Origin of the sequence: Candidatus Methylospira mobilis (assembly GCF_009498235.1) — a bacterium.
In the GTDB taxonomy this organism is placed as follows: Bacteria; Pseudomonadota; Gammaproteobacteria; order Methylococcales; family Methylococcaceae; genus Methylospira; species Methylospira mobilis.
The window spans coordinates 2,301,621-2,319,454 of the sequence record NZ_CP044205.1 but is presented as its reverse complement, the minus strand read 5'-3'; the positions used below and the strand labels follow the sequence as shown (position 1 = coordinate 2,319,454).

23 protein-coding genes and 1 tRNA gene are annotated in these 17,834 nt (G+C 51.7%); 23 read left to right on the top strand and 1 reads right to left on the bottom strand.

Annotation, left to right across the window (positions count from 1 at the left end):
• The first annotated feature begins 105 nt into the window (after positions 1-105).
• The 19 genes from F6R98_RS10360 to F6R98_RS10275 all read left to right on the top strand — a co-directional run bounded on the left by F6R98_RS10360 (position 106) and on the right by F6R98_RS10275 (position 10,418).
• Positions 106-357, top strand: a complete 252-nt coding sequence (locus tag F6R98_RS10360; RefSeq protein ID WP_153248949.1) for a hypothetical protein — start codon at positions 106-108, stop codon at positions 355-357.
• Positions 358-747: 390 nt separating this feature from the next.
• Entirely contained in the window at positions 748-927 is a 180-nt protein-coding gene (locus F6R98_RS10355; protein ID WP_153248948.1) for a hypothetical protein, read from the top strand.
• 228 nt (positions 928-1,155) lie between these two features.
• Positions 1,156-1,407: a hypothetical protein gene (locus F6R98_RS10350; protein WP_153248947.1), complete on the top strand. Its 252-nt coding sequence runs from the start codon at positions 1,156-1,158 to the stop codon at positions 1,405-1,407.
• On the top strand, positions 1,404-1,655 hold the full coding sequence (locus F6R98_RS10345; protein WP_153248946.1) for a hypothetical protein: 252 nt from the start codon (positions 1,404-1,406) through the stop codon (positions 1,653-1,655). The genes F6R98_RS10350 and F6R98_RS10345 overlap by 4 nt, the downstream gene beginning before the upstream one ends.
• Entirely contained in the window at positions 1,652-2,461 is an 810-nt protein-coding gene (locus F6R98_RS10340) for a RecB family exonuclease (protein ID WP_153248945.1), read from the top strand. Before F6R98_RS10345 ends, F6R98_RS10340 begins: the two co-directional genes overlap by 4 nt.
• A gap of 4 nt (positions 2,462-2,465) precedes the next feature.
• Positions 2,466-3,743: a recombinase RecT gene (locus F6R98_RS10335; protein WP_228125208.1), complete on the top strand. Its 1,278-nt coding sequence runs from the start codon at positions 2,466-2,468 to the stop codon at positions 3,741-3,743.
• Positions 3,743-5,494, top strand: a complete 1,752-nt coding sequence (locus F6R98_RS10330; protein ID WP_153248944.1) for an AAA family ATPase — start codon at positions 3,743-3,745, stop codon at positions 5,492-5,494. The genes F6R98_RS10335 and F6R98_RS10330 overlap by 1 nt, the downstream gene beginning before the upstream one ends.
• The gene (locus F6R98_RS10325) at positions 5,491-5,883 is read left to right on the top strand and encodes a hypothetical protein (RefSeq protein WP_153248943.1); all 393 of its coding nucleotides are present in this window, start codon (positions 5,491-5,493) and stop codon (positions 5,881-5,883) included. The genes F6R98_RS10330 and F6R98_RS10325 overlap by 4 nt, the downstream gene beginning before the upstream one ends.
• Positions 5,880-6,215 carry a hypothetical protein gene (locus tag F6R98_RS10320; protein ID WP_153248942.1) on the top strand — a complete coding sequence of 112 codons (336 nt, stop codon included), beginning with the start codon at positions 5,880-5,882 and terminating at the stop codon, positions 6,213-6,215. The genes F6R98_RS10325 and F6R98_RS10320 overlap by 4 nt, the downstream gene beginning before the upstream one ends.
• A complete protein-coding gene (locus tag F6R98_RS10315; protein ID WP_153248941.1) occupies positions 6,212-6,400 on the top strand; it encodes a hypothetical protein in 189 nt (62 codons plus the stop codon). The genes F6R98_RS10320 and F6R98_RS10315 overlap by 4 nt, the downstream gene beginning before the upstream one ends.
• Before the next feature lie 97 nt (positions 6,401-6,497).
• Positions 6,498-6,719, top strand: a complete 222-nt coding sequence (locus F6R98_RS10310) for a hypothetical protein (protein ID WP_153248940.1) — start codon at positions 6,498-6,500, stop codon at positions 6,717-6,719.
• Positions 6,720-6,725: 6 nt separating this feature from the next.
• Positions 6,726-7,073 (top strand): hypothetical protein, encoded by a 348-nt coding sequence (locus F6R98_RS10305; RefSeq protein WP_153248939.1) that lies wholly within the window; start codon positions 6,726-6,728, stop codon positions 7,071-7,073.
• Positions 7,070-7,453, top strand: coding sequence for a hypothetical protein (locus F6R98_RS10300; RefSeq protein WP_153248938.1), 384 nt, complete (start codon positions 7,070-7,072; stop codon positions 7,451-7,453). The genes F6R98_RS10305 and F6R98_RS10300 overlap by 4 nt, the downstream gene beginning before the upstream one ends.
• Positions 7,454-7,455: 2 nt before the next feature.
• Positions 7,456-7,698 (top strand): hypothetical protein, encoded by a 243-nt coding sequence (locus tag F6R98_RS10295; protein ID WP_153248937.1) that lies wholly within the window; start codon positions 7,456-7,458, stop codon positions 7,696-7,698.
• Positions 7,698-7,973: a hypothetical protein gene (locus tag F6R98_RS10290; RefSeq protein ID WP_153248936.1), complete on the top strand. Its 276-nt coding sequence runs from the start codon at positions 7,698-7,700 to the stop codon at positions 7,971-7,973. Before F6R98_RS10295 ends, F6R98_RS10290 begins: the two co-directional genes overlap by 1 nt.
• Complete coding sequence (locus F6R98_RS10285; protein WP_153248935.1) at positions 7,970-8,632, top strand: hypothetical protein; 663 nt, start codon at positions 7,970-7,972, stop codon at positions 8,630-8,632. The genes F6R98_RS10290 and F6R98_RS10285 overlap by 4 nt, the downstream gene beginning before the upstream one ends.
• Positions 8,629-8,964 (top strand): hypothetical protein, encoded by a 336-nt coding sequence (locus tag F6R98_RS10280; RefSeq protein WP_153248934.1) that lies wholly within the window; start codon positions 8,629-8,631, stop codon positions 8,962-8,964. Before F6R98_RS10285 ends, F6R98_RS10280 begins: the two co-directional genes overlap by 4 nt.
• Positions 8,961-9,134 (top strand): hypothetical protein, encoded by a 174-nt coding sequence (locus F6R98_RS21605; RefSeq protein WP_194270221.1) that lies wholly within the window; start codon positions 8,961-8,963, stop codon positions 9,132-9,134. The genes F6R98_RS10280 and F6R98_RS21605 overlap by 4 nt, the downstream gene beginning before the upstream one ends.
• A gap of 225 nt (positions 9,135-9,359) precedes the next feature.
• Positions 9,360-10,418 (top strand): tyrosine-type recombinase/integrase, encoded by a 1,059-nt coding sequence (locus F6R98_RS10275; protein ID WP_153248933.1) that lies wholly within the window; start codon positions 9,360-9,362, stop codon positions 10,416-10,418.
• A 62-nt stretch (positions 10,419-10,480) separates the two neighbouring features.
• Here the strand turns inward: F6R98_RS10275 and F6R98_RS10270 are convergent.
• Positions 10,481-10,557: transfer RNA gene (locus F6R98_RS10270), tRNA-Pro, on the bottom strand.
• 243 nt (positions 10,558-10,800) lie between these two features.
• Between F6R98_RS10270 and acnB the strand changes: the two genes are divergently transcribed.
• The 4 genes from acnB to F6R98_RS22625 all read left to right on the top strand — a co-directional run bounded on the left by acnB (position 10,801) and on the right by F6R98_RS22625 (position 17,834).
• Positions 10,801-13,377 carry a bifunctional aconitate hydratase 2/2-methylisocitrate dehydratase gene (gene acnB, locus F6R98_RS10265; protein ID WP_153248932.1) on the top strand — a complete coding sequence of 859 codons (2,577 nt, stop codon included), beginning with the start codon at positions 10,801-10,803 and terminating at the stop codon, positions 13,375-13,377.
• 8 nt (positions 13,378-13,385) lie between these two features.
• Positions 13,386-14,186 (top strand): ferritin-like domain-containing protein, encoded by an 801-nt coding sequence (locus F6R98_RS10260; protein ID WP_153248931.1) that lies wholly within the window; start codon positions 13,386-13,388, stop codon positions 14,184-14,186.
• Between the two features lie 492 nt (positions 14,187-14,678).
• Entirely contained in the window at positions 14,679-15,662 is a 984-nt protein-coding gene (locus tag F6R98_RS10255) for a S49 family peptidase (RefSeq protein WP_153248930.1), read from the top strand.
• Between the two features lie 60 nt (positions 15,663-15,722).
• Complete coding sequence (locus tag F6R98_RS22625) at positions 15,723-17,834, top strand: methyl-accepting chemotaxis protein (RefSeq protein WP_153248929.1); 2,112 nt, start codon at positions 15,723-15,725, stop codon at positions 17,832-17,834.

The following is a 17,834-nucleotide window of genomic DNA, read 5'->3' as shown; positions in this document are numbered from 1 at the left end:
TTTCTTGAGCAGGTTACAGCGCGTAAAGCGCAGGGCAAACAGTGGGCCTGCTCAACAAAGCGGTGGACGGAAGAATGCCGGCACCAAAAAACACGCGAGGACGACATGACACAAAAAACCTGGACGTACACAGAGATAACCGAGGAGGCCGAGCGGCAGATCAAAATCGCCGTTGATCTGGCAGAAAAATCCAAAAGCGGTGCTGATGCGGCTTGCCATCGCGCAATAGCAACCGGCGTAAACAACTTCTGGATCGCCTTGGTCGGTGACGATTGTGATCGTGCGGATGAAGCCAGATTCCTCCGGCTCGTCTACCAAATGCCGCAACCGGCAAAAGAAACCGATGCGACAGCGTAATTCTGCTGCCTTGGTTACAAGGCGCTTTCCTGACCATTTTGTTGATGTCACCAGAATGGTCGGTAAAGCGAATGCGATACACCGTGTCCTCGCGCACGGAAAAAAGACGCGAGTCAGTCCTGGTTACACCTCCGCTTGCGCAATAGCGGTTGGCTGTATGTATCGCATCCTAAGCGCGCCGGGTAAGAGCGCGCACCCAATGCTTTCTTGATCCGGTTGCCGTTCGCTGCCGTATAGGCAGCTTAGAAAGGAAACACTGAAATCAAAGCGACGGTAGCCGGATCAACAAAGCAGTCGGTAGCTGATTACCGTTACAGCCGCAACGATGGCCGAAAGATTCGCGACGGCGGGAGAGAACGCACTTTTTAAACACAACTTTTGGAAATACAAATGACCAATGAAAATGAAAAATCTGAAATCGATCCGTTTCTTCAGGACGCAATTGATACTTTGCGCGACAGGGAGCTGATCGTCGGCGACTTCGATCCTGAGACCCAGGTACTGGCTGCGGCAGATCCGAACGCTGAAGAAGAAATCGAAGAAGCGCTGCAAACGCACGATCCAGATTAATCCAGAGCTCCAGGTATAGCGCCTTCTCACGAGGGCGCTTCCTTTATCCGAAAGCGCCGTAAAACGCTGGATAAATGAAGTTTACGTAGGGTAGGTAGTGCACACAAGAAAACCGAGTGTTATCGGAATCATGGCAACCGGCTGGGGACGTTAGATACACGAATCCCGTCAATCCAGGTTGTCCGTTACCGGATCGCATACCGGTACTAATTCGCAGCAGGAGTAATCATGAACCAGAGCATTAATCAGAGACACGCGCTTATCGCGTATGCCATGCACTGCAAATATCGATCATGTATGTCGCTACGGTGGGCGCGCCGACGTTTAACAACAGGCATCGTAATAAAAAAACTTCGTGAGCTGGCAATTTTGATGCTGATCCTCGCGTTAATCGGTATTTCAGGGCGGATTGATAGCGAAGATGCCGAGTTGGTGGCAAACGCTGACGTTTCCGCACTCAGCAGGGTAGGTGACCAATGATAAACATAGTCGAATGCAAATTAAACAACGATGTGGTTCTGGTGCACTGCGATTACGAGCGCGGATATGGACCTACGCAATCAGAGCCGGGAGCGCCGGAAAGCGTCGTTATCGACAAGGTCTTCTATCAAGGCAAGGATGTCACGGAAATAATTCTCGAATGTGCATTCCGCGAGCTGGAGCAGCAGATTATTGCAATGGCTCGGGAAGAAAGGCGGCAGCGGCTGGAGATGAGGAGGGCGGCATGACTGAGATAACTGTTAGAGCGAGTTCATGGGCTGGTCTGTTTGACTGCGCTATGAAGTGGGAGGGCGTTCATCTTCTTGGAATGAAAAATACAATCGGCCTGCGCGCCGCGCTGGGAACCGCTATCCATGCTGGGACCGCTGTTTTCGATCAGGCGCGTATCTCCGGCGACTCGCTAACCATAGATGATGCAGCCGGCGTGCTGGTTGATAAGTTGCGCGACCCGGAAAACGAATACGACCCAGCGCGAGATGACCTGTCAGTAAAGGACGCGGAGCGCATCGGTATCAGTCTGCTATCGAAATACTGCGCCGAGGTTGCGCCAAATTACGACTACGTGTCGGTTGAGATGGAAACGAAGCCGCTGGTAATCGATTGCGGCTCGGATATCCATGTCAGGCTGACCGGGACACTGGATCGGGCGCGCGTGCATAAACACAAAGACGGCGCTATCGGCATAACCGATCTGAAGAGCGGATCGAACGCGGTGCAGAAAAAGGCGGCAGTCACCAAGGGCCATGGCGCGCAGATCGGAACCTACGAACTGCTGTTCGAACACAGCACGGGAACAGAAATATCGGCTCCGGGTGAAATCATCGGCCTGAAAACGAAAGGTACGCCGGAAATAGGCTACGGAGAAATCAACAACGCAAAGCGCGTAATGGTCGGGACCGAAGATCAACCGGGATTGATTGAGTTCGCCGCAGACATGTTCAGGACGGGCAGGTTTTACCCGAACCCCAAGTCATTACTTTGTAGTGAGAAATACTGCGCACGCTACAAAAGCTGCCCATTTAAAGAGGAATAAAACCATGAATGCACAAGTACAAAATTTATCCGATATGAAATCCGGCCAAGGAAAGCATCGTCCGGTTTCCGAAATGAAGCCCAAGGAGCAGGTAGCCTACCTGCTGAACAGCAAAAAGGCGGAAATAGCCAAGATGCTGCCGCAGCACCTGAATATTGAGCGGCTTCTGAAAGTAGCTCAGATTGCCGCCACAACGACGCCAGCCCTTGCAAAGTGCGACGTACCCAGCCTGATCGGCGCTATCGACCAGTGCGCACAGATGGGGCTGGAGCCCAATACAGTGCTGGGTCATGCATATCTGGTTCCGTTCAATACCAAGCGCAAGGATCCACAGGGCAATGAGCGCTGGGTGAATTCTGTCCAGGTCATTATCGGTTACAAGGGACTGATCGATCTGGCGCGCCGTTCTGGACAGATTGTCAGCATTGCCGCTCACGAGGTATGCGAGAAAGACCACTTTGAAATGGTTTATGGATTGGATGAAAAGCTGGAGCATAAACCGGCTCTCGGTGAGCGGGGAGAAATCATTGGTTTCTATGCCGTTGCCAAACTCAAGGACGGCGGACACTCGTTTGAATTCATGAGCCGCCAACAAATTGAAAGTATCCGCGACAGCAGCCAAAGCGCATATAAGGACGAATGGAAGAACGGAAAAAAGACGGGTGAAAAAGTAAAAGCCAACTCGCCTTGGTGGGATCATTTTACAGAAATGGGGCGCAAGACGGTTATTCGCCGACTGTCAAAATACCTGCCGCTTTCCATTGAGTTCCAGACCGCTGCTGCACTGGACAGCATGGCAGACGCAGGTAAGGATCAAGGTCTCGATGCGATAGACGGCGATTACAACCTGGTTCCTGATGACGCGCCGATTTACGAAGACGAAAACATCGACACGGAAACCGGCGAAGTAACCAGCCTGGAACACAAGCAAGGCGAAACACTGCCAAAGAATTTCACTAAAAATGTAGAACCGGAGCCTGATCCGGTGCAACAAACTCGCCAGCAAAGCACGTCACGCCAAGAGCGCCATCAGCAAAAACTGGACTCAGAGCAGCGCGCGCCGTCAGAAAAACTCACGCCATGGCTCGACTACATCAACGGATCCAGCGCAGAAGCGGATATTGCCGAGGCCGAGCGCGAACTGAATAACGCGCAAACCGAACAACCGGGCCAATTCACCGAATCCGAATGGGCGCAACTCAACGCGGCGATAGCGGCAAAGAAGTCGCCGAAACAGCAGGCCGGCCAGCGCCGTCGCGGAAACATCGGGAGCATTGAATAATGAAAATCCAAAGTATCAGCATCACCGACTTTCTCGCCGTGCGGTCGGTAAATATATCGGCACGCGTACCGGTAACGGTGATCGCTGGAAACAACGAAGCCGGCAAAAGCAGTATCCGCGACGCAATCGCATTGGCGCTGACCGGCGAGCTGTGCCGGGTCAGCAAGAAGAGCGAATCGCATGAGCTCATCAACCATGGATCAACCGACAAGCGCGCTGAAATTTGCATAGAAACGAATGTTGGCACGTTTTCGGCGTCGATAACGCCGCGGCAAATAAAGATTGGCGTCGGCGAATATGCGTCAGAGCGGCTGACCTATTTGCTCGCTACAAGCCGATTTGCTCGGCTCGATACAAACAGTCGCCGCGCACTCCTGTTTGATTTAATGGGGGTATCGGCCAAACCGGAATTCGTAAAAACCAAGCTACTGGAAAGAGGCTGTGATGCAACAAAAACAGAAATCATACTCCCGATGCTACGCTCTGGATTCGATGCCGCAAATAAGGAAGCGGCGCAACGTGCGCGAGATGAAAAAGCGGCATGGAAGGCGATAACCGGCGAAGTGTACGGCGAGAAAAAAGCGGATGGTTGGCAGGTGTCAAAACCTGAATTTGACGAAGCAGCGATTGTTGATCTGGAAAAGCAAATTGATTTTATTAATCGCGAACGCCTGCCGATCGCTCAGCAAACGCTGGGCGCGCTAAATCAGTCATGGCAGCAGCATCAAGACAGCCTACAGCGCCGCGCCGAGCTGGAACAGAAGGCCGGCATGATTGAACGTCTGCAGCGCAAACTCGGAATAGATCAAACCGATCTGGAGCGCGAGCGCGCCTTAATCGAGGATATGCGTGGACGCATCAAAAGCCACACGCCAACCATGTACGGTTGCCCGGAGTGCGGCGCAGCACTGTATTTTCAGGTTGATAGGCTGGAACCATATCCAGAACTACCGGAAGTTGAAAACCCGGTTACCGAGTCCGGCATAGCGACGCACGAAAAATCCTACGCACTACTGGAGTCCTGCGTAAACAACGGCAAGCGCGCCATTGAAGAAGCCAAGAAGGCGAAGGCGCAGCTGGAGGAGATCAACTCAACGCTCGGCGATGCGCCCGCGCCGGGGCAGATCGACGCCGCCCGTGAGTCGGCAGAAAAACTGCAGGCCGAACAGCAGGAAAAAAGACGTGCGCTGGACGCATTGAAATCAGCCAAAACCGCTGCAGAACAGGCGGACGTAAATACAAAAAAAGCGCTGGTCGCACATAACAGCGTGTCGGACTGGTCGAAGATCGCCGACGCCCTGGCGCCCGACGGCATACCTGGCGACATGCTGAAAGCGGCGCTCGAACCGATTAACGAGCGGCTTGCGTACTCGGCCAATATCGCCGAATGGAAGCGCATCAATATCGGTCCGGATATGGAAATCTACGCTGCCGAAGAAGGCGAGCAGCCCATCGACTACAGGTTGTTATCGGTATCCGCAAAGTGGCGCGCTGACGCAATGATCGCCGAGGCTATCAGTCATTTGTCCGGGTTGAAATTCATCGTGCTGGACGGTTTCGACGTGCTGAGCCTGAAGGGTCGTGAAGACCTGTTTTGCTGGCTGGAAGAGTTGGCATTGCAGGGAGAAATTGAAACGGCAATCGTGCTGGGAACTCTCAAATCCGCACCGAATTTACCGAGTCGCGTGAATCAATCGTACTGGATTGAGGGCGGTGTTATCGAAAACCAAAAAATGCAGGAGGCCGCATGACCGCTCACGAAAGGGAGCCGTCTCATGAAAATGAGCCGTGGTACGTGGCTGAAACTGAACCAGGATACATAACCGGCCCAGGCTGTAAGCTCATAGCTAACTTCATGCTGTATGCAACAAGTGAAAGCGATGAACAGTCAATTCTCAATATGCGCCGAGCTGTAGCTTGCGTCAACGCATGCGCCGGATTACCGCAAGATGCGCTTGATGGAGGATGGACGGCGGCAGGTGCGAGTACATATGCGGCAAAGCTTGAAAAACAGCGCGATCGGTTGCTTGCTGCGCTAAAACAGACACAATCAGACATAGTAGAGAATGATTGCGTTATGGCAGATACCGCCATATTTATTGATTCCGTAATAGCCGAAATCGATAGAGTTACATTATGACCATTCATAGCGAATTCAATGCTTGCATGCATCGTGAATACTGCATAAATCTTGAAAAACATTATGTCTATTATAAGGCCGCAGCACTGAAAATAATGCCCAGGTTTATTCCTGATCGCATCCGCGTTTTAAAAGATAAGTTCGGAGATTTCCCGTTCCGTGGCGCTGGCGTTGCCGCTGGCGAGCACGACTGTATGGTAAATAAATGGGGTGCTGTGAGTGTAACGGCGCGTGACGGCAAGCGCCTCGGACTTAAGCTCGACGAATTCGAGCCTATTTCGTTTAGAGAAAATCCAGCATATGCGCAAGAAATTGCGGAGAGTGCATCATGAGTAATAGCCTAAATTACAATCCTGAAGACCCTGACAAAATGATGCTTCCCGCAGGGCTTACATGCGGAGATTGCGCACACATTAGTCGCTGCAAATTTATTTTTGGGCATGTTGATACAGATATTAATTGCGACTGGTCTCCGTCGCGGTTTGTTTTTAAAAAACAAGATGAGGTTAGCGCATGACCGCCCATTCCCGCTACTGGTCAATAGACAAAATCCAGATAAACAGCAGACGCAATTACAGCGAGCGCCGCAAATTGCGGCGGCAGAGGGGGATTAGATGATCAGAAAAGTTATGGTTAGCGTGTACGAATGTGAAAACGGGCGAAATGTTCTCACAGGACAATATGAGGCCATATTTCATCAATTTGGCACCAATTACGAAGAGTTTGAGGGCGGGGCAGGGAATTTTACCACCGCAATTATTGAGCGACAGGACGGAACCATAGGTAATATTCCTGTTGAGCATATACGGTTTTTCGACAAACCGGAGTGCGGATAGATACAAATGACCGCAATTGACCACCTAACAGAAAAACTGCGCCAGTCGAAAGCAGAAACCGCTGCAATTAAAAAACAGCTTGATGACATGCGCATTAAGCACGACACGCAATTAATGATGCTCAGTGCGTTGCCGTATGACGAAACCCGCGCCCTGGTATTGCGCGATAGTGATAAATCTGTGCGTTGGGATATGGACTGTGGCATTCCAATACCCATTTTGTGGGCGCGCACAATGACGTTTTTTTATCGGCGTGAAATGGAGTTTGCGCAATCGCGGTCAGCCGGTAACGGGTTTGCGCTGGAGCAGAGAAGCAGGGGTAGAAATGCAACTATTACTGGAGGTGCGGAATGAAAACTTTACAGAAAGAGCCAACGCGTGAAGTACTGCAATCCATATTGAGAAGTGTCATGCTCCCCGCCGATCTAAGCGCTGACGCTATTTATAGCGCCGTTTACCATGCGCTACCGGAGGTTGAGCAGAAGCCGGTAGCATTCGCGAGAGTAGTCGGCGCTCCGATAATTCTTAACGCAGATCACCTGGATGACGAAGATATAGCGGAAATCAAGGATCATCCGAACTATGAAAATCTATATACGCATCCAGCACCGCTGCGCGAACTTACGGACGGGGAGATTTTCAGAATATGGTGCTCGGAAGTTGGGGCCATGCGAGCAAATGAGTGCTTATATGGATTCGCCCGCGCCATACTCGCAAAAGCAAGGAGTAATTAGTCATGAACATACCTGAACACTTCCACGCGCATGCTGGTGAACTTATAGCCATTGAGCAAGAGGCTGCGATTAAACGTAATTATTGGGCTGTTGCATTGGGCATCAAACCAAAAATCGACGGAAACAGTTACTGTTTTTTGTGGGGTGACGATCTGCAATCAGGAGTTTGCGGTTTTGGGGATACACCTATTGCTGCCATGCACGATTTTGACCGGGCAATGTACGCAAAAGCAAGGGGTGAGTGATGGCAATAAATACAATACCAAAAATAACCGATCCAATGGGTAAATGCTGGGATCAGCCGTCGTTGCAAAACATCATTATTGACGATACGCATGCGCTCATGAGTAATGATGATCTAAATCGTTTGAGTGAATACAGCTCATCAATACCCAGCGGGGTTTACCCCGGAAAAATGTGGCGCGCAAAATGGCGTGATACTTGGCTGCTCCGGTGGTACGGGGAAAGCGACGTTCCAGGAATGTGTTCAAATAATCAACGGGAAATATTGATTGTATGACGAAAATAGAACGACCAATCATTTTTTCAGGCGGCATGGTTCGAGCCATTCTTGACGGTAGAAAAACGCAAACACGGCGGGTTATAAAAAACCAGCCCGACGTACAAGGATGGATCGATAAACCTATTACCTATAACTCATCTTTTGGTACGTGGCGTTATCCGTGTGGAGCTGGCGGTAATTGGAAGTGTCCCTATGGGCGTAAGGATGATTGGCTGTGGGTACGTGAAACACACGCAATTGTTCCTAGCATGGCATATGCTCGTAGCGCCGGTGTGCCGATAACAATTAACCATAACGATGTCGACTATGCGGCAATTTACCAAGCATCGTTTGATCGCGGTGCGGGAGGTATTCGTTGGCACCCCTCTATTCATATGCCGCGCTGGGCCAGCCGTATAGTGCTGGAGATTACTGGTGTGAGGGTCGAGCGGTTGCAGGGTATTAGCACAGAAGATGTCCTAGCAGAAGGAATTAACCGAATTACACATGGGCGCGAAGGTGATTTTTATCACGCTACGCATACTACGCCGCACCCGAACAACAAGTGCTACGCAGAGGATGCCTATAAAGAATTATGGGAATCAATCAACGGCCCCGGCTCATGGGATAAAAATCCGTGGGTATGGGTTATCGAATTCAAAAGGATCGATCCATGAACACAGGAAAAACAATGATAGACAGAAAAGCAATTTATTCAGCAATTAATGACGAGCGCGTATACCAAAATAGAAAGTGGGGAACTATTGAACAACATCCGCACGAAGTCGGGTCTTGGTTACTCATTATGCGCCAACTGCTGAGCGACGCAGAACGCGCCTACATGAGCCAGAGCGGAGATACCGGAGCACTCGACGAGTTACGCAAGGTAGTTGCTGTTGGCGTTGCATGCATGGAACAGCATGGGGTGGTTCCTCGTAGCCCGATGGCTTTTGTGGCGCAAAGCGGGAATTTCACAGTGCATCAATCGGAAAAAGAGATAAAGCAATGACAATCGAAAAAATGCTTGTGCAATTATCAAAATGGGAAAATCTTAAGGCAAACGTAGATCACGAGATCGCTGTGCAGAAAAAGCGGATTCACAACGAGCTGGTCATGCAGATATTCCACCCGATGCGGTACTGGTGGGAAACAGCGGGGCATCAGCTTTATCGGAGGTAGTATGAGCAGAGGCAGCACGCAGCCGCGATTAATCAGGCAAGCCCGCGCCCCGGCTTATGTGGACATGTCTGAACCTGAGTTTAACAAGAAGGTGCGCCCATATCTGACAAAGATTCAGGAGGATGGCGGCCGCTCGGTGGCCTACGACAGACTTGAGATTGACGCGTGGGTAGATCAATATAAAGCGGCGAACGGAAAGCCTGGGGAAAAAATGGAGCAAGTAAAATGGCAAAACCAACACCAGGCCTTAGAAAAAGGAGTGGAATTTGGCATATTGAAAAAACAATCTGCGGCGTCAGGATTTTCGAAAGCTGCCACAGCAGTGATCTCGCAGAGGCGGAGCGGCTCCTTGAGGAAGTCACGCGACGGGTAAGGAGCACAATTCTGTATGGCGAGCGCGAGCCTCACACGGTAGACGAGGCATGCGAGCGGTATGTAAAGGAAAACAAAGATGCGAGGGGCATAGAGCGGCAGATAATTGCACTGAGCCATATCGTCAAATGCTTTGGCAATATGCAATTATCTGCGGTGAGAGCTGAAATTTTCGATGATTATATTAAGTCAAGGGATGTATCTCCATCAACCATAAAGAGGGAAATAGGCGCGTTTCGCGCCGTGTTATCCGATGCTGCCACCGCATGGAGGGATGCAAGCGGGCACTACTGGCTTGAGAAAATACCCACGCTGCCGATTATGAAGCTAGACCCAAGAAAGCCGCGCCCGATAACGCAGGCCGAACAGGTAAGGTTGTTCAAGGAGCTGCCTGCTTACCTTGCGAATATGGCAACATTCGCAGTACACACTGGATGCAGGGATCAGGAAATATGCGGGTTGAGATGGGAGTGGGAATTTACAGTATCCGGCAGTGATCGTATCGTGTTTGTTATACCCGGATCGGTAACAAAGAACGGATACGATAAGATGGTGCCGCTAAACGCAACTGCGGCCTCATCGGTAAACACGCAGCGCGGTAGGTCAAGCGAGTGGGTATTTACCCTGGAAGGTAATAGAATTTCACGGATGAATAATCGCGCGTGGAAAAGCGCACGCGCAAAGGTTAGCTTGGATGATGTGCGCGTACATGATTTGCGCCATACATTTGCCAGGAGACTACGTAGCGCTGACGTTTCACAGGAGGATATTGCTGATCTGCTTGGGCATAGACACGGAACTGTCACCCAGCATTACAGTAAAGCGACAATTGACAGGCTTATGTCATGCGTCGATAGACTGATAAACGATGATGGAGGAACTGAAATGGTTCTCCTGAGAAAAGTGGGTTAATCTATGAAACCGGCAAATTTCCGGCAGTCTGTTTTTGTAAAATAGATAAGTATTTGTTTTTATGGTCGGGGTGAGAGGAATCGAACCTCCGGCCCCTGCCTCCCGAAGGCAGTGCTCTACCAGGCTGAGCTACACCCCGCAGCCAACTGTATTATTATCTCATAACTTGGCGTTAGCATCGACAACTATTTTTAGTGACGGACCACACCGTAGTAGTTGGCTAGTACCGGCATTTTCTGCTTTTTCGATACTAAACTAATGCGGTGATGCGCAACTTTAAGGGGTTGGCATGTTATAGTTTGGCTATGTTGTAATAATGGATCCAGATTGGAGAAGGTAGTCGCCGGACCGCGGCAAACAAGAAAAATAGGCCTCTTAAAATATGTTGGAAGAATATAAAAAACACATAACAGAGCGTACCGCGCTAGGCGTGGCGCCACAGCCGTTGACCGCTGCGCAAGTTGCAGCGTTGGTCGAGGTATTGAAAGCTAATGCGCCGTCATACGACGGATTCGATCAACAGGCGCTGCTCGATCTGTTGATACATCGAATACCCGCCGGCGTCGATGAGGCCGCTGCTCTCAAAGCGGAGTTTCTGGCTGCTGTCGCCATGGGGCAGACTGTTTCTCCATTGGTTTCTCCGGAAACCGCAACCGAATTGCTCGGCACCATGCAGGGCGGCTACAATGTCGCACCACTGATTGCGTTGCTGGATAGTGAAAAGCTCGGCGCGATTGCCGCTCAGGGCTTGAGTCATACACTGCTGGTTTTCGACGCGCTTCATGATGTGGTTGAAAAAGTCTGTGAAGGCAATGCGCATGCGCAGACTGTACTGCAGTCCTGGGCCGATGCCGAGTGGTTTACTCGACGGCCTAAATTGGCGGAAAAACTGACGGTAACTGTCTTCAAAGTCGCCGGCGAAACCAATACCGACGACTTATCCCCGGCCCAGGATGCCTGGTCGCGCCCGGATATCCCGTTGCATGCGCAATCGATGTTGAAAGTACCGCGCGATGGCATCACCGATGCCGGTGCGCAAATCAGGGCGCTGAAGGATAAAGGCTTTCCAGTTGCCTATGTCGGCGATGTGGTTGGCACCGGGTCGTCTCGCAAATCAGCCACCAATTCCGTGCTATGGCACACCGGCGCAGATATTCCGTTCGTACCCAACAAACGCGCCGGAGGAGTTTGCATCGGCGGCAAAATCGCGCCGATATTTTTCAATACGCTGGAGGATTCCGGCGCGCTGCCGATAGAGTGCGATGTAGCCGCTTTGCAGATGGGTGATATTATTGATATCTATCCTTATGAAGGCATTATTCGCCGCCATGATTCCAATCAGGAGATTTGCCGGTTTTCACTGAAAACCGGCATTATTCCTGACGAAGTACGCGCCGGTGGACGCATCGCTCTGATTATCGGGCGTGGCTTGACCGACCGCGCGCGCGCGGCGTTGAGTTTGGGACCATCTACGGTATTTGTGCGTCCGCAAGCTGAGGCCGAAGCACTCGGAATAGGCTATACGCTGGCGCAAAAAATAGTGGGCAAGGCATGTGGCGTCGAAGGCGTGCATCCCGGGGCTTATTGTGAGCCTCGCATGACCACGGTGGGCTCGCAGGACACTACCGGGCCGATGACACGTGACGAGTTGAAAGATCTGGCCTGCCTCGGTTTTTCCGCCGACCTGGTAATGCAGTCATTCTGTCATACTTCAGCCTACCCCAAACCGGTGGATGTAAAAACGCATCACACTCTGCCCGCATTCATCATGGATCGCGGAGGGGTATCCTTGCGTCCGGGCGACGGTATTATTCATTCATGGCTGAATCGTATGCTTTTGCCTGATACTGTTGGCACCGGAGGTGATTCGCATACGCGCTTCCCTCTCGGCATCTCCTTTCCTGCCGGGTCGGGACTGGTGGCATTTGCCGCTGCGACCGGGGTAATGCCGCTGGATATGCCGGAGTCGGTGCTGGTGCGCTTCACCGGCAGTATGCAGCCGGGCATCACCTTGCGCGATCTGGTACACGCCATACCTTATGCAGCGTTGCAGCGGGGCTTGCTGACGGTAGAGAAAAAAGCAAAAACAAACGTTTTCTCCGGACGCATACTCGAAATCGAGGGTTTACCTGATTTGAAAGTCGAGCAGGCTTTCGAATTGGCCGACGCGTCCGCCGAGCGTTCCGCTGCCGCCTGCACGATCAAGCTGAATAAAGCGCCGGTAGAAGAATATCTGCGCTCGAATATCGTGTTATTGCGCTGGATGATAGCCGAAGGCTATGGCGATGCGCGTACCTTGCAGCGGCGTATTGCCGCGATGTCGGCCTGGCTGGAAAATCCGGTGTTGTTGGAGGCCGATGAAAACGCCGAGTACGCTGAGATTCTGGAAATCGATCTGGATCAGATACGCGAACCGTTGCTGTGTTGTCCAAACGATCCCGACGATGTCAAACCTCTCTCCGCAGTGGCGGGTACAGCCATTGACGAAGTGTTTTTGGGCTCCTGCATGACCAATATCGGTCATTTCCGGGCGGCTGGGCGTTTATTGGAGAAATTCGGTAAGGCTATACCCAGTCATTTATGGGTCGCGCCTCCAACGCGTATGGATCAGGCGCAATTGATCGAAGAAGGGGTTTACAGCAGCTTCGGCAAGGCCGGAGCGCGTACGGAAATGCCCGGTTGTTCGTTGTGCATGGGAAATCAGGCGCGCGTAGCCGATAACGCAGTGGTGGTATCGACCTCGACGCGAAATTTCCCGAACCGTCTTGGTGCCGGAGCCTCGGTATTTCTGGCGTCGGCCGAACTGGCGGCGATTTGCTCGATATTGGGCAGAATACCCGATGTTGCTGCCTACATGAGTTATGTCCAGGATTTAGCCGATGCGGCAGAGAGCACTTACCGCTATTTAAACTTCGATAAAATGTCGGAGTTTGTCGCGCGCGCAGCCGAGGCGGCTTAGATCGTACCGTGAGCCGTGTCAACATTTTCGACCTGGCGGAACAGGTGTTGCAAGTTGCAGAAATCGACGCCAAACTGGATTTGACGCTACAGGCTGCCTCCTGTTTACAGACCGGCGGCCTTACCCTTGATAGGCGCAATCCGTTACCGATTAACCGTGTTGTCTTACCGCAGCGTCCGGAACTGGTCGACCCTCGGTACTTAGCTCGGCGCCGGCTCAATACCTTGGCAGGTCGCATAGCGTTGCTGCATGCTGTGGCGCATATCGAGTTTATTGCTATCCTGCTCGCGTGGGATCATGTCTATCGATTTAGCGGCATGCCGGAAGCGTACTACCTTGATTGGGCCGGTGTGGCGATTGAGGAAGCGCGCCATTTTTCGATGATCAGAGCAAGATTGCGAAGCCTGGACGCCGATTACGGCGATCTTCCGGCGCATGGCGGCTTATGGAGCATCGCGGTGGAAACCTTCGGCGATGTACTCGCTCGCATGGCTTTGGTGCCGCGCTTCATGGAAGCCCGTGGACTGGATGTTACTCCGGCCATGATAGCACGCTTAAACGCTGTGGGCGACGAAGCCAGTGTCGAAATTCTGCGCGTTATTCTGCGGGAAGAGGTAGGACATGTCGCGCTCGGATCGAAATGGTTCGCCTATGTTTGCGGGGAGCGCGATCTGCCGTTGGAGGCAAGCTATTTTAATCTGCTCGGGCGTTACATGAAAGGAGCGCCGCGTGGCCCGTACAATGCCGAGTTACGCTTACAGGCAGGATTTAGCCAGAGTGAGTTGGATACCTTGGCGGGTTTGCAATAGATTAAAGATGCATCGTAAATATGCAGAGTGAATTTTCCTGATATGGCCGCAGCCGCTGGAAGCGAGACAATCCCGTCGAGACACGCGTAAGCGTGCCGGTGCATCCGCAAATCCGCCCATCAGGTTCGGCTGCGGCTATCCGGGCTGCAAGCGTTCTGGACAGACTCACTTCGCTTCCTCTTACTCATCTGTGGTCTTGATGGCTAATTCGCCTAAGGTTTGACAGACCCACTGCGAACGGATAAACGGAGAAGCATTAGCTGAATAGTTACAAAAATTGTAACTATTCAGACTGATCAGTCTGATCGGCCTTGTACGGAGAAAAACTCTCCGCGTCATACCGGCAGGAAATGCCGGTATCCAGTTGACAGGAATGTTACTCTGATACCAGCCGTGGCGTTTGGGTTGCTGCATTCCCTGCCGGAACGACGCGTTTTTTAATTCAACGCGATAACTGAATAGTTACCATATTTTGAACCAATGAGAGACAACATGTCGGAATCACAATCAGATCACAAGGCCAAAGCCGAAACTACGAATAGTAATCAATCCAACTGGGAGCGTGCGGTGTTGGAAAAATTGGTGTTCGCCGCCGTTGGCGAGCAGCGTCGCGCCCGTTATTGGGGGATTTTTTTTAAATCGCTGTTCGCAGTCTATCTGGGAGTGAGTCTTTGGTTGATTGCCGGTCCTTTCGATCGCGAGAGCGCATCAGGCGGCAATAAACATACCGCAGTTATTGATGTAACCGGTGTCATTGCCGGCGATACCGAGTCCAGTGCCGACAATATTATCGCCGGTTTGCGCGATGCTGCGGACAGCAAGAACGTTAAAGGCATTATTCTTCATCTCAATACGCCGGGCGGCAGTCCGGTGCAGGCGGGTTATGTGTACGATGAAATCCGGCGTGTCAAGAAGGAAAAGCCCGATCTGCCAATTTTAGCTGTCGTATCGGATATGTGCGCATCAGGAGGGTATTACATAGCCGCAGCAGCGGACAAAATTTATGTGCATCCCTCCAGCGTGGTCGGCTCCATTGGCGTGATCATGAACGGGTTCGGTTTTGTCGATACCATCAAAATGCTCGGTGCGGAAAGGCGTTTGATAACAGGCGGCGCGCACAAGGCCTTGCTGGACCCTTTCGGGCCGGTCGATGCCGTAGAGAAAGAACGGATCCAGCAGCTGGTCGACCAGATACATCTGCAATTTATTGATGCGGTGAAACAGGGGCGCGGCAACCGCCTGAAAGAAACGCCGGACATGTTTTCCGGCATGGTCTGGGCCGGTTCGGAAGCTATCGCTCTGGGTTTGGCCGATGATGTGGGCGATATCCGTCATGTCGCCAAGGATATTATCGGGGCGGAAGATAGAGTTAACTACACGCCGCAGGAGCAATTGCTGGACCGGCTTTCGCATCAGTTGGGAAGCAGCTTCGGACATTCCATTAGCGGTTTTCTGGAATCGGTTAAATTTCAATAGCCAGGTTTGTTTGCAACTGTAATTTGTGTATTCTGCCACGGAAAAGGAATAGGGGGGCGTATGAATTTTTCCAGGATGCGCGTCAGACAGCAGTTGCTGCTTGGCTTCGGTTTTGTTTTGTGCTTATTGGTGATAGTGGGCGGATTTTCCATTTTAACCCTGCGCCATCTCAACGAACTCGAAGTCGATCTGGTCAAGCGCCGCTATCTTCAACTGGATTATGCGTTTACTTTGCGGTTGAAGCTCGAAAGCGAATCAAAGTTTGCCAGGAGTGCATTATTATTGACAAACATGGATGATATTGCGAAGGAGTTTAACAATCTCGCACAGGCGAGAGATATCTCCCTGGAAATTATGGGCAGACTGGGGGGATTGATGCGCTCGGCGGAGGGACGCCAGTTATTCAACAAGCTGACGGAAACTCATACCAGCTATGATTCCAAGCTCGATATTTTTACACTGTGGGCTAAAAACCCTGCAAAACGGGAAGATGCACAACGTTTTTTACTCGAAAAACTGAGTCCGACTCAGCTCGCCTATGAGAAAGATCTGGATGAACTCAAGGATTTTTTGAATATGCGCGTAGGCCAGAATAGCACGGAGGCGTTGGACGCTATGTCGTTCGGCTACACAGCCGTGTCGACGCTGGTCGTCATCGGCATTTTGTTGGGTATAGCTGTCAGCGGCTGGATAGCGCGGATGCTGCTCGGAAAACTGGGCGGAGAGCCTGCGGAAGTTGTGAAGATTACAGAAAATATCGCCCAGGGTAATTTGTCAAACCCGATTGCGTTGAAGGCCGGGGATAAAACCAGTCTGCTGGCGTCGATTAAAAGGATGCAGGATGATCTGCTGGGCATCGTAGCTGAAGTGCAGCAGGGTGTAGCTTCGGCAGTTCAAGGCAGTTTTACTCATCGTACCGACGTGTCGGGGCGCAGAGGTTTTGACAGGGATATTTGTTTGTCCCTGAATACGCTCAACGAACAGTTATTACATAAATTAGGCGGCAACCCCGATGAGGCGGTTCGTATCGCCTCGTGTATTGCCGCGGGCGATTTGAGCGTCGATGTGAGCATTGCCGACGGCGGCGGCGACAGTATCCTGGCGGCAATGGCGCGCATGAAAGCCAGTTTGCAAAGCATTATAGATGAGGTGCGCGATGTCGTTGGTGCTGTCGCCAATGGTGATTTCAGCGCGCGCATGGATGAAACAAGCAAACAGGGCTATGCGAAAACCCTGGCCGAATTACTGAACCGCTTGAGCCTGACCGCCTACGAAGGATTGAGCGATATTTCGCGTGTTGCCACCGCATTGGGGAGCGGCAATTTGTCGCAACGTATCGAAAAAAACTACCCGGGATTATTCGGACAAGCCGCCGACGGTATCAATGTAACGCATGATTATTTGTCCACGATGATAGGCGATATAGTGAGTTCCGTGGCAACCATTCATTCTTCCGCGACTGAAATAGCCGGCGGCAACATGGATTTGTCGCAACGTACCGAGCAGCAGGCGGCGAGCTTGCAGGAAACGGCATCCAGCATGGAGCAGTTGGCTGCGACCGTTAAACAAAATGCCGATAATGCGCGCATGGCCAATCAGCTGGCCATGGATACTTCCGCTATCGCCCTCAAAGGCGGTGAAGCGGTCGGTGATGTCGTTAATACCATGAGTTCTATCCAGGAAAGCTCGCGCAAAGTTGTCGATATTATCGGCGTCATAGACGGCCTGGCTTTCCAGACTAATATTTTGGCATTGAATGCCGCTGTGGAAGCGGCGCGTGCCGGCGAACAAGGTCGAGGTTTTGCAGTGGTTGCCAGTGAAGTGCGTAGTCTGGCGCAGCGTTCCGCCTCCGCCGCCAAGGAAATCAAGCAACTGATATCGGATTCGGTGGAAAAAGTCGACAGCGGCAGTCATCAAGTCGAGCAGGCAGGCGAAACCATGAATGAGATAGTCATTTCGGTACGCCGCGTAACCGATATTATGGCGGAGATTTCGGCGGCCTCATCGGAGCAAAGCGCCGGAATTGACCAGGTAAACCGCGCCATTTCGCAAATGGATGCTGTGACGCAACAAAATGCCGCACTGGTAGAGGAATCTGCGGCGGCAGCCGAGTCCATGGAAGATCAGGCTCGCCATTTACGCGATTTGACGTCGGTATTCCGCCTGCATTAA